Origin of the sequence: Methylomonas rosea (genome assembly GCF_024505055.1) — a bacterium.
Classification (GTDB): domain Bacteria; phylum Pseudomonadota; class Gammaproteobacteria; order Methylococcales; family Methylomonadaceae; genus Methylomonas; species Methylomonas rosea.
In genome coordinates, this window is record NZ_JANIBL010000004.1 from 17,347 (window position 1) to 30,408 (window position 13,062).

A 13,062-nucleotide genomic window follows, 5' to 3' on the forward strand; every position below is an offset into this window, starting at 1 on the left:
AACAATAAAAAACCCGCTTGACGGATATCATCAAGCGGGTTTTTCTTTGCCTAATACTTTTAGGTTACTTTCTCATGATGCTGATACCTTTCAGCAGATTCAACGCTTCATGCAAAGGATAATCGCGAATTTCCGCCTCTGAAGATTCATTGGTATCGCCGTCCTTTTCAGACTGATCTTTCGCATCGTCCTTATCCTCTTCTTCGGATTTTTTCTCTGGCTTGGCGTTACCGTTAGTCAAGTGATGAGTCAGATCAGCTTCTTTAATCGACTCGATCTTGGCTTTGTCTAATGACTCCAGTTTCACTCTCGCTAAAGTCACATCGGGTTCGATACCCTGGGCCTGAATGGAGCGACCGGAAGGGGTAAAGTAGCGGGCCGTAGTCAGCTTGACCGCCGCACCGTTACTGGTTGGCAGAATGGTTTGCACCGAGCCCTTACCGAAAGACTTCTCACCCATGATGATGGCTCGTTTGTGATCCTGCAACGCACCGGCAACAATTTCCGATGCCGAGGCCGAACCGCCATTAATCAACACCACAATCGGCGCACCGTTAATAATATCGTCTGGCGTTGCACTAAAACGCATTTCTGAGTTTTTGATTCTGCCTTCGGTGTACACGATCAAGCCGGATTCAATGAACGCATCACTCACATCGACAGCAGCATTCAGTACACCACCGGGGTTATTACGCAAATCCAACACAATGCCTTTCAACGGACCTTCGTTTTCTTTTTTCAGTTCGTCAACCGCATCCAGCAAGCCTTGACCGGTACCGGATTGGAAGCTACTGATTCTCAGGTAACCGTAATTTTTTTCCAGCAGTTTGTTTTTAACGCTTTTGACTTTGATGATGTCACGAGTCAACGTAAATTTCAGCGGTGCCTCTTCGCCTTCGCGAACGACGGTCAACACGATGTCACTACCCGGTTCGCCGCGCATGATTTTCACCGCGTCGGCCAACGTCATACCCTTGACCGGCTTGTCATCGAGACGCACGATCAAATCGCCCGCCTTGATACCGGCGCGTTGTGCGGGCGTATCGTCAATCGGCGACACGACTTTTACAAAGCCGTTTTCCATGCCCACTTCAATTCCCAAGCCACCGAACTGGCCGGTCGTGCCTTCTTGCAATTCTTTATATTCCTCGCTGGCCAGATAAGCCGAGTGCGGATCCAGGCCGGACAACATGCCGCGAATCGCATCTTCCAACAGCTTTTTGTCGGATACGGGCTCGACATAATCCTGTTTGATGCGCCCGAATATCTCGGTAAACGTCCGCAACTCATCGAAAGGCAAGGCCTGTAAATCATCCACCTTTGTCGAAACAGGCGTTTCCTTTTCCGCCAGGACGCTGCTACACAAACTCAGCGTCGCACCCAAAATAAAACCGACCAATAAAATCAAAATATTTCTGTTTTTTAGCATGTGTTTTAAAACTCCAACAACCTGTTCCTGTAAATGATTAACCCTTGGCCGGCTTACGGCACCATTGCTCGGGATCAATGGGCCGACCTTTTTTCCTGATGCCGAAGTACAACGCCGCATCCGCACGCCCACCGCTACGTCCAACCGAAGCCAGTGTCTCGCCGGTTCTAACATGCTCTCCCACGCTTTTATGCAAACTTTGATTGAATGCATACAAACTCATATAACCTTTACCATGATCGACAATGATCATCAAACCATAACCCCGCAACCAATCGGCGTAAACGACTCTACCGGCGTTAACCGCATGAATATCGGCACCTTCGCGTGCGCTAATCACCACACCGTCCCAGGTCGTCTCGTAGCGGCGACTGCCGAAACGATCAGTTATCGCACCTTGCACCGGCCAAGGCAGCTTTCCTTGCAACTCGGCAAAAGATAGGCCCACCGGTTCGCGAACCGGGTTGGCTTCGGATTTTTTAGGCGGTTCGGGTTGTTCGGTAGACTTTTCGCGCTTCTCAAGAACGCGCTCCGGCTCAACCGCAGACTCATGAGCTTCATTATCATCAGTTTTCTGTAATGATGCTACCAAGGCCTGCAATTTTTTCTCGTCATGCATCAACCCAGCCAGCTGAACACTTTTCGATGCATAGTCTTGCTGAATGTTGGCAAGCAATGTTTCTCGCTGTTTTTTCAGCGCCTGCATCGCCTCGGTTTCTTGTTGTTTCTTCTCGAGAGACACTTGCAACAGCTGAGTTTCCGTGTCCTTTTGCGCTTCCAACTGCCGCAAAACCTTGAAATCCTCGGCCATGGCCTGAAGCTTTTGTAATCGGGCCTTACTGATGTAATCGTAGTAAACCAACATTCGGCTTGATACTGCCGGATTGTGTTGGTTGAGAATAACCTTCAAACCTTCCTTATCGCCGCCCATCGCATAAACCGACTTGATCAGCCCCTCAAGCTCCTTCTCCTGACTACGCATGTCTTTTTGGGTGGCAACGCTTTTATTACGAACTTCCTGCAATGCCTGTTCTTGCTGCCTGATTTCAGCCTTGATGGCTCGCAGACTATTCGCAAGCTCCCCATATTGCCGCTCCAGTTTTTGCAACTGCTCTAACAATCGAGACTTTTCAGCGCCCAGACTTTTCACATCATCGCCAACTTGCTGAATTTGCGATTGCACCTCTACCAAACTGCGGGCTTTTACGGCATCGCCCTTAGCGGGCAAAGCCCAGACAATTGCAATCCAAGTGAGCAAAAAATAGCTGTCGACACGCATCGACTAGGCAACCAACAATGACCGTCCAGTCATTTCCACGGGTAGCAACAGTAACGGTTTTGATAGGCGGGCCATTTGTTACAGACTCCAAACATTAAATTTGTAGGCGTTAAGGAAGATAAAATTTGGCCTCATCAAAAAGCGAGTCCACCCGCGCAACCCCGAGCTATTTTTCATAAGCCTCTAGCCGAGGGTATTGAACAATAAAGCCCACTCTGTTAGATTTGCTCACCTTTTATTGCGTTAGCGCAAGCAATTAAACCCACTTACACCATAGCGACATTATACCAGCACAAGGATGTCGTCATTGTTCGAAAAGTGCCATTGTTCGCTCACTGTTCTTAACTTTTGCCACGATCATCGTTATTAAATGGAAGACAAAAACGATACCATCCTCTACGACGATAACGATATCAATCGGGCGGCGCGCTGTTTGAAAGCGATGTCTCATCCGTTGCGCCTAAAAATCCTGTGCGTGCTCGGTAATAACTCGATCAGCGTACAAGACATCGTTGAGCAAGTAGGTACGAGCCAAAGCAATATTTCCCAGCATCTGGCAATACTGCGAGACAAAGGCATTCTCGATTACAAAAAAGAAGCCAATCGGGTTTACTACTTTATCGACGATGAGCGTGTAATACACCTGATTCAAATGATGCGCAGCGTTTTTTGCGGCACGTAAACAGCATTCCATAACCACTAAAATAAACCAACGCGATGGACCAATATATAGAATTTGCCACCAATCACTATTTGCTAGCATTCTCGCTGGTATGCGTTATTTTCTTGTTAATCCAGGACTTGCTCGCGAACTCATTCAATAAGTACGAAAGCATTTCTCCATTGATAGCCGTAACCAAAATGAACAGCGACGATGTCGTTGTGCTTGACGTCCGCGAAACCAACGAATTCGTCAAAAGCCACATTGAAAATGCGATCAATATTCCATTAAGCAAAGTAGAAGAACAAATTGGCTCTTTGGAAAAGCATAAAAATCATCCTATGATCGTTACCTGCCAGACCGGAGCTCGCTCGGTAGCCGCTTGCAAAACGCTGACCAAGGCCGGATTTGAGAATGTTTTTAATATGACTGGCGGCATGCAATCCTGGGAAGACAACAAACTCCCCATCAAAGTCAGCAGTAAAAACTAAAGATTAATCAACCAACACCAACAAATAATCATCATGGCCGAAATCAACGCATCCAGCGAAAAGCAATTCGCGATTCAAAAGATCTATACCAAAGACATCTCTTTTGAAACCCCCAACGCTCCAAAGATATTCACCCAAAAATGGGAGCCCGCGCTGGATCTTAATCTCGGCACACACGTTCAACCCATCGAAAACTCGATGTACGAAGTCTCCCTGACATTAACTGTCACTGTAAAAATAGCCGACAGCACAGCTTATTTAGTTGAAGTAAATCAATCCGGGATTTTTTCGATAGCCGGTTTCAGCGAACAAGAAATGGGGCCAATGTTAGGCAGTTTTTGCCCCAATGTCTTGTTCCCCTATGCAAGAGAAGTGATTTCCGACCTTGTCAATAAAGGCGGCTTTCCACAGTTAATCTTGGCCCCGGTCAATTTCGACGCCTTGTACATGCAGCACCTGCAACAAGCACAAGCTGAACAGGAACCTGAAGCAAAAACGCTAAATTAAGCTGGATGCCACCATCAATCAGTATTCTTGGCGCCGGCTCATGGGGAACAGCTTTAGCGGTGCAGGCAGCCAGAAATGGCTGCGATACCCTTTTGTGGGGCCATAATCCCACACATATAGCCGCACTAAAGCAAACCGGCGAAAATAAACGCTATTTACCGGGAATCCATTTTCCAGAAAATCTGCAATTCACCGACAATCTTACGGAAGCCGTGGCTTTCAGTTCGGTATTGCTTATTTCAGTCCCCAGCCATGCCTTTAGAGACTCATTGGCGCAAATCAAACCAATGCTCAGAGCAGACTCGCGAATTGCCTGGGCCACTAAGGGTTTCGATTGCCATGACGGCGCCTTGTTAAGCGAAGTAGCGGCACAAGTATTGGGCGCGCATATCGAAAGCGCAGCACTCTCCGGCCCTACGTTTGCCCAAGAAGTAGCCGCCGACCTACCGACCGCACTCACCATCGCCTCTACCTCGGAAAGCTTCGCTGCCCAACTCAGCGAAAGATTGCACAACCAACGATTCAGGATCTACACCAGCAACGATATTATTGGCGTTCAGGTAGGCGGAGCCTGCAAAAATGTTTTGGCAATCGCAGCCGGCATAGCCGACGGCCTTGGCTTTGGCGCCAATACCCGGGCTGCACTGATCACTCGCGGCCTAACCGAAATCATGCGACTCGGCATTAAACTTGGCGGCCAAGCCGACACATTCATGGGGTTAGCCGGACTCGGCGACCTGATTTTGACCTGTACCGACAATCAATCCAGAAACCGCCGCTTTGGCTTGGCATTAGGCCAAGGCAAGGACCAAAAATACGCTTTAAGCGAAATCAATCAGGAAGTCGAAGGCGTTTCGGCCGCTCGAGAAGCACACCGCCTATCGCAAAAATACGGCGTCGAAATGCCAATTACCGAACAAGTCTACAAGGTCCTGTTCGAACACCTCCCACCCAAACAAGCCGTCCAAAACCTGCTGACGCGCGATCAAAAACCTGAAAGCCTGTAAGCCTTGCCTTAATATTCAAAGATATTAATCCAAGTAGCTCTATAACTACTATCCATAACCCGCTGATCACCAATCTTTTGCCAAGCAAAACCAGCTTTACAGCAAGTCATCCAAGCAACTCATTACAGCAAACCGCCTTCAAAAAGTGAGAATTAGCACTTAATAATTGCAATCCACATCAAAAACCATCATTAACTTTTTGATACAAATCATTTTTACTCAAAACCCTCTCACCTACCGCCTAAGACGCCTCAATCCTGCGTAAGTCCTTGTAGAAAAAGAAAGAATTTAATCTAAATCCCCCTTGACTAAGCACCTTTTGAAAACTATAGTGGTGCAAAAGTGATGTAAAGTGGTTAGAAATGGATTTTTTTGGAATTTTTGAGGTTCATCTTGTTTCGAGGCATAAGTTCAATCAGTTTGGATGCGAAAGGGCGCATTGCAATTCCTACCCGCTATCGGGAGGAGTTACAGGAATCCTGCGACCGCCAAATGGTTGTGACTGTTGCGGTTGACGACAAATGTGTCGGCGAGCCGGGCTGCCTATGGTTATACCCATTACCGGAATGGGAAAAGCTCGAACAAACCATCAGTAAGTTGCCGACGTTAAACAAAATGGCCGGCAAACTGCGGCGCTTCGTGATCGGCAACGCCTCGGAATGCGAAATGGACAGCCAAGGTCGCCTGCTGCTGCCGGAAACTCTCAGAGAGTTTGCCGGCATGGAAAAACACATCATGCTGGTTGGTCAGCTCAACAAGTTTGAAATATGGAACGAAGCAGCCTGGAAGGCCAAAGAACAGGAATGGATGGACGGTAACGATACAGAGGGCCTTGAAGAACTTGGCTCGCTGTCGTTTTGACGGAGATGTCCGCCCACCAAACGGTTTTGTACGAAGAGGCCTTACAGCAGCTCAACATAAAACCGGACGGCATTTATCTGGACTGCACCTTCGGGCGTGGCGGACACAGTAGCGGCATTTTGAAGTTACTGAGTAGCTCCGGCAGATTGCTGGCGCTTGACAGAGACATGGAGGCCATCGCAAGCGCCGAAGCCAAACGCTTATTAGAAGACAGTCGTTTTAGTTTGCATCACGCCAGTTTTGTAGAACTGAGCACCGTCATCGAAGAACAAGGCTATGAGGGCAAAGTCGACGGCGTTCTAATGGATTTGGGCGTATCGTCCCCGCAGCTAGACAATGCGGAACGCGGCTTCAGTTTCTTGCGCGACGGGCCTTTGGACATGCGCATGGATAGCAATCACGGCCTTTCGGCTGCAGAATATTTAGCGCGAGTCGAGGAAAAAGAATTGGTCCGCGTGCTGTTTGAATATGGCGAAGAACGCTTCGCCAGAAGAATTGCCAACGCCGTTTTGACCCAACGCCAACAGCAGCCGCTGCAAACGACATTACAGCTGGCAAAACTGATCGAAAACAGCGTGCCGTTTCGCGACAAGCACAAACACCCTGCAACTCGCAGCTTCCAGGCGATCAGGATAGAGATTAATCAAGAACTCGAACAGATTAAAACAGGATTGAAACAAGCCTTGGACGTATTGGCACCGGGCGGACGTTTAGTCGTGATCGCCTTCCATTCATTGGAAGACCGCATCGTCAAACGCTTCATTCGCGACCAAGCCGGCCCGAAAACCAATCCAGGCAAGTTACCGATTAAAGAGCAGGACATCGAACAAGGCCAGTTACGCAAAATAGGCAAGTCGATAAGGGCGCAACAACAGGAATTGCAACAGAACCCACGCGCACGGAGCGCGGTAATGCGAGTTGGGGAGAAACGTTAATGGCGATTGCAAGAAATATACTGCTGACATTACTGGTTGCAATGCTGATGATCTCCGGAATTGCCGTGATTTACAGCAAATACCAATCGCGCCTGCTGTTTATCGACATTCAGAAAAAAGAAAAAGAGCTCGACGATTACGAAGTGGAATGGGGTCGACTGCAACTGGAACTGACCACGCTGACCGAAGAAAACCGGGTTGAAATCGAAGCAAGAACACGGCTGATGCTGACTTTGCCGGCCCAAGACAAAATTATTTATATAAAGCCGTAAATGCGAATTGCCACCGGCGCGGGAACGCTGCCGCACCACAACACAGATTTTGTAATCCGACGCAGATTGCTGCTATCGGTAATGTTGCTGGCCATGTTGGCCTTGGTTGGACGCGCGGTTTACCTGCAAATTCTCGATAAGGAGTTTCTACAAGACAAAGGCGATATGCAACACGTCGGCGTGGTGTCGGTATCGGCTTATCGCGGGCAGATTAAGGATAGGAACGGCGAACCACTGGCAATCAGCACCCCGGTGCAATCCATTTGGGTCAATCCGCGCCAACTGCGAGATGCGGAACAGGACAAATTAACGCCGATGGCGAAAATCCTCGGTTTTCCGGAAAAAGAACTGCGTTCGCTGTTGAAAAAGGAAAAAGACGCCAACAAACGTTTCGTCTATTTACGCAGACAGATCAACCCGGATATAGCCGAAAAGGTCAAAGCCCTGGAAATAACCGGCGTGTACTTCGAACGGGAGTTTAAGCGTTACTACCCAGCCGGCGCGGTATCAGGACATTTATTGGGCTTTACCAATATCGACGACATCGGCCAAGAAGGCATAGAGCATGGCTACGAGCACATTCTACGCGGCCAGCCCGGCAAAAAGCGCGTGATCAAGGACGGTAAGGGCCAGATCATCAAGGATGTGGAAAATATTGAAGAAGCCATCCCGGGTCGCGACCTAGTGTTGACTATCGATGAACGCCTGCAATACCTGGCTTACCGGGAATTGCAGAATGCGATGATCCAGAACAAAGCGCATTCGGCATCCCTGGTGGTGCTGGATGCCAAAAACGGCGATGTATTAGCGACTGTCAGCCAACCGGCTTTCAATCCCAATAATCGCAAGGAATTGAGCAGCAACCGATATCGCAACCGGGCCATGGTGGACAGTTTTGAGCCTGGCTCGACGGTCAAACCCTTCGTGGTGGCGGCGGCATTGGATGGCGGCTACATCAAGCCCAACGTGATGATAGAAACCCATGGCGTCTACCATCTGGGCCGCAACGTGGTTAAGGACGTACATAACTATGGCACGATGGATTTAACCCATGTGCTGCAAAAATCCAGCAATATCGCGGTCACGCAAATCGCGATGACCATGCCACCCGAGTATTTTTGGGGCGTATACAGCAGGCTGGGGTTCGGCACCTCCGCCGGCGTCGGTTTTCCGGGAGAAGCCAGCGGCTCCTTGCTGGATTATCAAGGCTGGCACGAATTCGACCAGGCGATTTTATCGTTCGGTTACGGGGTTTCCACCTCGATTTTACAATTGGCCAGAGCTTATACCGCTTTGGCCGACGACGGCATCATTCATTCCGTAGCCTTACTAAAGCGCGATGAAGACCCGGACGCCCAACGCATTTTCAAACCCGAGACAGCTAGAAAAGTCCGGGAAATGTTGGAACACGTTATCAGCAAGGAAGGCACGGCATACCAGGCCAGAGTCGAGGGTTACCGGGTAGCGGGTAAAACCGGTACCGTGAAAAAAGCCGGGGCCGGCGGTTACAGCGAAGACAAGTATTTATCGGTGTTTGTGGGCATGGCGCCGGCCAGCAATCCGCGTTTCATTATCGCGATTGTGGTGGACGAACCCACCACCGGCCAATATTACGGCGGCCTAGTGGCGGCACCGGCATTCTCGAAAGTGATGGCTGGTGCATTAAGAGTTTACGGCGTCGAACCGGACGGCATGGACAACATGCATTTATTGTTGAGTAAGCAATGAAGTTGGCGGAGTTTCTAAACGGGCTGCTGGTAAATCCGCCGGATTTGGATATTAGCGGCATGTGTTTGGATAGCCGAAAAATCCGGGCTGGCGATGCCTTTATTGCGTTGAACGGTGCAGTCCAGCATGGCATTGCTCATGCGGAACAGGCTATTACCAACGGGGCGACAGTGGTGCTTTACGACCCAATCGGCGCCAATGTTGATAAGTTGAAAGTACCAAGTTTGGCGATAACCGACTTGTCCCAAAAGCTGGGCGATATCGCCGCAAGATTTTACGGCAATCCATCGCAAATATTGAATGTGATCGGTGTGACCGGCACCAACGGCAAGACCACCTGTAGCCAATTAATCGCGCAGGCTTTGCCGGCTTGCGGCGTGATCGGCACTCTGGGTTGGGGCGATGTCGGCAACTTGCAACCGACGGCCAATACAACGCCGGATGCGTTAGCCGTGCAGCAGATGCTGAATGAATTTGTAAAGCAGGATAAGCGCAACGCGGCCATGGAAGTGTCCTCGCACGGCTTACACCAGGGCCGAGTTAACGGGGTTAACTTCAAAGGCGCGGTATTCACCAATTTGAGCCGCGACCATTTGGACTATCACGGCAGCATGGCGGAATACCTGCAAGCCAAACTGACCTTGTTTAAAACGCCGGGCCTGCAATTTGCGGTGGTCAATCTGGACGATGCGAGCAGCGCCGAGGTATTGCAAAGCCTGCCGGACGCGGTGCAAAGCTGGACATACAGCGCGACCGGCCAACGCGGCACGGCTAAGGAAGCCGTAAGCGCCGAGCAAGTAAAACATAGCGCCGCCGGCATCGAATTCGACGTAGTCTGGGGCGAGCAAAGACGTCGGGCAAAGACATCGCTGGTTGGTGGTTTTAACCTGGACAACGTGCTGGCCGTGCTTTGTGTGCTGTTGGCGACCGGCAGCGAATTCGATGCTGCCGTCGCGCAACTGGCCAAATTAAACGCGATTGCCGGCCGCATGGAAAAATTCGGCGGCAACGGCAAACCCACGATATTTGTGGATTATGCGCACAGCCCGGACGCGCTGGAAAAAGTGCTGAAAGCTGTCAAAGGCGCGAACCGGCTAAAAGTGGTATTCGGTTGCGGCGGCGACCGCGATAAGGGCAAGCGTCCGCTGATGGGTCGGATTGCCGAAACCTGGGCTGATCAAGTCATCGTCACGGACGACAATCCGCGCAGCGAAGCGCCATTAGCGATTATTAAAGACATATTGAGCGACTGCCAAAGCCAAAAAATAATGGTAATTAACGATAGAACCACGGCCATAAACACAGTGATACGACAAGCAGACCCAGACGATTGCGTAGTGATAGCCGGCAAGGGCCACGAGGACTACCAAGAAATCGGCGGCGTGAAGCAGCCGTTCAGCGATAGCGCTGTCGTCAAGCAAGCACTGGCGGCGTGGAGCAAGCCATGAAACTGCAACTTAGCGAGATCGCCCAAGCCGTCAATGGCAAGCTGATCGGCGACGACAAAGAAATCCGCGCCACAGGTATCGACACCCGCACCTTACAACCCGGCGCGCTATACATCGCGATAAACGGCAAGAATTTCGACGGCCACAGCTTTATCGACAAAGCCGAGCAAGCCGGTGCCGTAGCGCTACTGCTGGAACACGCCGCACCATCGGCTTTACCGCAAATCATTGTCGCCGATACGCGTTTGGCATTGGCGGAATTGGGCGGATACTGGCGTAGACAATTAGCTGTCAAAGTAGCCGGCGTCACCGGCAGCAACGGCAAAACCACCGTCAAGGAGATGATTGCGGCGATTTTCGCCACCCAAGGCCCTACCCTATCGACTCAAGGCAATCTGAACAACGACATCGGTGTGCCACTGACACTATTGAAACTGGACGACAGCCATCGCTACGCGGTGATTGAAATGGGCGCCAACCACCCTGGTGAGATTGGCTACACCAGCCGCTACGCACAAGCTGATGTCAGCGTCATCACCAATATCGGCGCCGCTCACATCGAAGGCTTCGGTAGCATTGAAGGCGTCGCCAAAACCAAGGGCGAAATCATCGAAAGCCTCGGTGAAAACGGCGTGGCGGTATTAAATCGCGACGACGCTTTTTACGATTTCTTGCTAAAGCTGGCCGGCAGCCGCCGTAATGTAACGTTCGGATTGAATCCCTTAGCCGACGTCACTGCGCTAAATATCGACACAGCCCTGGATTCGCAGGGCTTTGCCACCCGTTTCGAACTAAAAACGGCGACTGATGTTTTACCGATCCGACTGCATCTGGCCGGCGCCCATAACGTGAAAAACGCCTTGGCTGCGGCAACGGTGGCCATGCAATTCGGCATAAGTCTTCAAGACATTAAACAAGGCCTGGAACAGCTCAAGCCCGTCACCGGTCGCATGCAACCCCTATTGGGCCGCAAGGGCACTATCATCATCGACGACACCTATAACGCCAACCCCAGCTCGCTGAAAGCCGCACTGGACGTGCTGACCGACTGTGGTAACGAAGCCTGGCTGGCCTTGGGCGCTTTCGGCGAGCTAGGCCCGGATAGCCCGGCGATACACCGGGAAATGGGCGAATTAATCAAGGCAAAATCGGTAAAACGCTTATTCGCGACCGGTGCCCTGGCAAAACATGCCGTTGAAGCCTTTGGCGACGGCGGTCAGTTTTTCGACAGTCAGGAACAATTGATAGACACCTTGACACAAGCCGTCACAGGTAAGGAAACCGTATTGGTTAAAGGCTCGCGCGCCCAGAAAATGGAAAACGTGGTGGCGGCGATGGTCAACAATTTCAGAGCAGCCTAATGTTACTTTTACTCGCGGATTTTTTAAGCAATATCGACAGCGGCTTCCGGGTGCTGCATTACCTGACCTTTCGCGCCATTTTGGGCGTATTAACCGCACTCAGTATTTCCTTGATGGCCGGTCCGGCCATGATCGAAAAATTGACCCGCAAAAAAATCGGTCAAAGCGTGCGCGACGACGGTCCGCAAAGCCATTTCTCAAAATCCGGTACCCCCACTATGGGTGGCGCGATGATTCTGTTCGCAGTGGCGATCAGCACCCTGCTTTGCGCCGATTTGAGCAATCGTTATATCTGGGTGGTCTTGCTGGTAACGCTAGCCCATGGCGTGATTGGCTTTATCGACGATTATAAAAAAGTCCTGCTAGGCAACAGCGACGGCCTGTCCGCCCGCGCCAAATATTTCTGGCAATCGGTAGTGGCGCTGGGTGCTGCCTTGTACTTGTATAACACGGCTCAGGTTGCCGCGGAAACTCAGTTCATCGTGCCGTTTTTCAAGAACGTGACACTAGACATAGGCTGGGGCTACGTGGTGCTGACCTATTTCGTCATCGTCGGCTCCAGCAATGCGGTCAACCTGACCGACGGTCTGGATGGCTTGGCCATCATGCCGACCGTGATGATCGCCGCTGCCTTAGCGATTTTTGCGTATTTATCCGGCCACGTTAATTTCTCGCAATATCTGGCTATCCCGCATATACCTAAAGCCGGCGAACTCGTGGTGTTTTGCGCTGCCCTGGTGGGTTCCGGGCTAGGCTTTTTGTGGTTTAACACCTATCCGGCCATGGTGTTCATGGGCGACGTCGGCGCGCTGGCCTTGGGCGCCGCGCTGGGCATCGTCGCGGTGCTGGTTAGACAGGAAATCGTCTTGGTGATCATGGGCGGCATCTTTGTGATGGAAACCATTTCGGTGATTATCCAGGTCGCCTCGTTCAAAACCCGCAAAAAGCGCGTGTTTCTGATGGCGCCGATCCACCATCATTACGAATTAAAAGGCTGGCCGGAGCCGCGCATCATCGTCCGGTTCTGGATTATCTCGGTCATCCTAGTGTTAATCGGCTTGGCCACCTTGAAACTGAGATAAG

13 protein-coding genes are annotated in these 13,062 nt (G+C 50.8%); 11 read left to right on the forward strand and 2 right to left on the reverse strand.

Annotation, left to right across the window (positions count from 1 at the left end; genetic code table 11):
* Window positions 1–64: 64 nt before the first annotated feature.
* Together NP589_RS02125 and NP589_RS02130 are read right to left on the reverse strand one after the other, a co-directional pair.
* Window positions 65–1,429 (reverse strand): S41 family peptidase, encoded by a 1,365-nt coding sequence (locus tag NP589_RS02125; protein ID WP_064009111.1) that lies wholly within the window; start codon window positions 1,427–1,429, stop codon window positions 65–67.
* Window positions 1,430–1,466: 37 nt separating this feature from the next.
* Window positions 1,467–2,708, reverse strand: coding sequence for a murein hydrolase activator EnvC family protein (locus tag NP589_RS02130; protein WP_256605472.1), 1,242 nt, complete (start codon window positions 2,706–2,708; stop codon window positions 1,467–1,469).
* Window positions 2,709–3,078: 370 nt separating this feature from the next.
* Here NP589_RS02130 and NP589_RS02135 point away from each other — a divergent pair, with 370 nt between their 5' ends.
* The 11 genes from NP589_RS02135 to mraY all read left to right on the forward strand — a co-directional run bounded on the left by NP589_RS02135 (window position 3,079) and on the right by mraY (window position 13,061).
* Window positions 3,079–3,390 carry an ArsR/SmtB family transcription factor gene (locus NP589_RS02135; protein WP_064036555.1) on the forward strand — a complete coding sequence of 104 codons (312 nt, stop codon included), beginning with the start codon at window positions 3,079–3,081 and terminating at the stop codon, window positions 3,388–3,390.
* A 35-nt stretch (window positions 3,391–3,425) separates the two neighbouring features.
* Entirely contained in the window at window positions 3,426–3,860 is a 435-nt protein-coding gene (locus NP589_RS02140; RefSeq protein WP_064009109.1) for a rhodanese-like domain-containing protein, read from the forward strand.
* Between the two features lie 33 nt (window positions 3,861–3,893).
* A complete protein-coding gene (gene secB, locus NP589_RS02145) occupies window positions 3,894–4,367 on the forward strand; it encodes a protein-export chaperone SecB (RefSeq protein WP_064009108.1) in 474 nt (157 codons plus the stop codon).
* A 5-nt stretch (window positions 4,368–4,372) separates the two neighbouring features.
* Entirely contained in the window at window positions 4,373–5,374 is a 1,002-nt protein-coding gene (gpsA, locus tag NP589_RS02150) for an NAD(P)H-dependent glycerol-3-phosphate dehydrogenase (RefSeq protein ID WP_256605473.1), read from the forward strand.
* Window positions 5,375–5,767: 393 nt separating this feature from the next.
* The gene (gene mraZ, locus NP589_RS02155) at window positions 5,768–6,235 is read left to right on the forward strand and encodes a division/cell wall cluster transcriptional repressor MraZ (protein WP_026147052.1); all 468 of its coding nucleotides are present in this window, start codon (window positions 5,768–5,770) and stop codon (window positions 6,233–6,235) included.
* Window positions 6,236–6,240: 5 nt separating this feature from the next.
* Entirely contained in the window at window positions 6,241–7,170 is a 930-nt protein-coding gene (gene rsmH / locus NP589_RS02160; RefSeq protein WP_256605474.1) for a 16S rRNA (cytosine(1402)-N(4))-methyltransferase RsmH, read from the forward strand.
* A complete protein-coding gene (ftsL, locus tag NP589_RS02165; protein WP_020483757.1) occupies window positions 7,170–7,442 on the forward strand; it encodes a cell division protein FtsL in 273 nt (90 codons plus the stop codon). The genes rsmH and ftsL overlap by 1 nt, the downstream gene beginning before the upstream one ends.
* Window positions 7,443–9,170: a peptidoglycan D,D-transpeptidase FtsI family protein gene (locus tag NP589_RS02170; RefSeq protein ID WP_256605475.1), complete on the forward strand. Its 1,728-nt coding sequence runs from the start codon at window positions 7,443–7,445 to the stop codon at window positions 9,168–9,170. It abuts the gene before it with no gap.
* Complete coding sequence (locus NP589_RS02175) at window positions 9,167–10,618, forward strand: UDP-N-acetylmuramoyl-L-alanyl-D-glutamate--2,6-diaminopimelate ligase (RefSeq protein ID WP_256605476.1); 1,452 nt, start codon at window positions 9,167–9,169, stop codon at window positions 10,616–10,618. Before NP589_RS02170 ends, NP589_RS02175 begins: the two co-directional genes overlap by 4 nt.
* A complete protein-coding gene (locus NP589_RS02180) occupies window positions 10,615–11,979 on the forward strand; it encodes a UDP-N-acetylmuramoyl-tripeptide--D-alanyl-D-alanine ligase (protein WP_256605477.1) in 1,365 nt (454 codons plus the stop codon). Before NP589_RS02175 ends, NP589_RS02180 begins: the two co-directional genes overlap by 4 nt.
* Window positions 11,979–13,061, forward strand: a complete 1,083-nt coding sequence (mraY, locus tag NP589_RS02185) for a phospho-N-acetylmuramoyl-pentapeptide-transferase (RefSeq protein ID WP_256605478.1) — start codon at window positions 11,979–11,981, stop codon at window positions 13,059–13,061. The genes NP589_RS02180 and mraY overlap by 1 nt, the downstream gene beginning before the upstream one ends.
* Window position 13,062: the final 1 nt, after the last annotated feature.

What these genes read in the sequence shown, in the direction of transcription:
- NP589_RS02125 (WP_064009111.1), bottom strand. Translation starts at nt 1,429, where the DNA reads ATGCTAAAAAACAGAAATATTTTGATTTTATTGGTCGGTTTTATTTTG.
- NP589_RS02130 (WP_256605472.1), bottom strand. Translation starts at nt 2,708, where the DNA reads ATGCGTGTCGACAGCTATTTTTTGCTCACTTGGATTGCAATTGTCTGG.
- NP589_RS02135 (WP_064036555.1), top strand. Translation starts at nt 3,079, where the DNA reads ATGGAAGACAAAAACGATACCATCCTCTACGACGATAACGATATCAAT.
- NP589_RS02140 (WP_064009109.1), top strand. Translation starts at nt 3,426, where the DNA reads ATGGACCAATATATAGAATTTGCCACCAATCACTATTTGCTAGCATTC.
- secB (WP_064009108.1), top strand. Translation starts at nt 3,894, where the DNA reads ATGGCCGAAATCAACGCATCCAGCGAAAAGCAATTCGCGATTCAAAAG.
- gpsA (WP_256605473.1), top strand. Translation starts at nt 4,373, where the DNA reads ATGCCACCATCAATCAGTATTCTTGGCGCCGGCTCATGGGGAACAGCT.
- rsmH (WP_256605474.1), top strand. Translation starts at nt 6,241, where the DNA reads ATGTCCGCCCACCAAACGGTTTTGTACGAAGAGGCCTTACAGCAGCTC.
- ftsL (WP_020483757.1), top strand. Translation starts at nt 7,170, where the DNA reads ATGGCGATTGCAAGAAATATACTGCTGACATTACTGGTTGCAATGCTG.
- NP589_RS02170 (WP_256605475.1), top strand. Translation starts at nt 7,443, where the DNA reads ATGCGAATTGCCACCGGCGCGGGAACGCTGCCGCACCACAACACAGAT.
- NP589_RS02175 (WP_256605476.1), top strand. Translation starts at nt 9,167, where the DNA reads ATGAAGTTGGCGGAGTTTCTAAACGGGCTGCTGGTAAATCCGCCGGAT.
- NP589_RS02180 (WP_256605477.1), top strand. Translation starts at nt 10,615, where the DNA reads ATGAAACTGCAACTTAGCGAGATCGCCCAAGCCGTCAATGGCAAGCTG.
- mraY (WP_256605478.1), top strand. Translation starts at nt 11,979, where the DNA reads ATGTTACTTTTACTCGCGGATTTTTTAAGCAATATCGACAGCGGCTTC.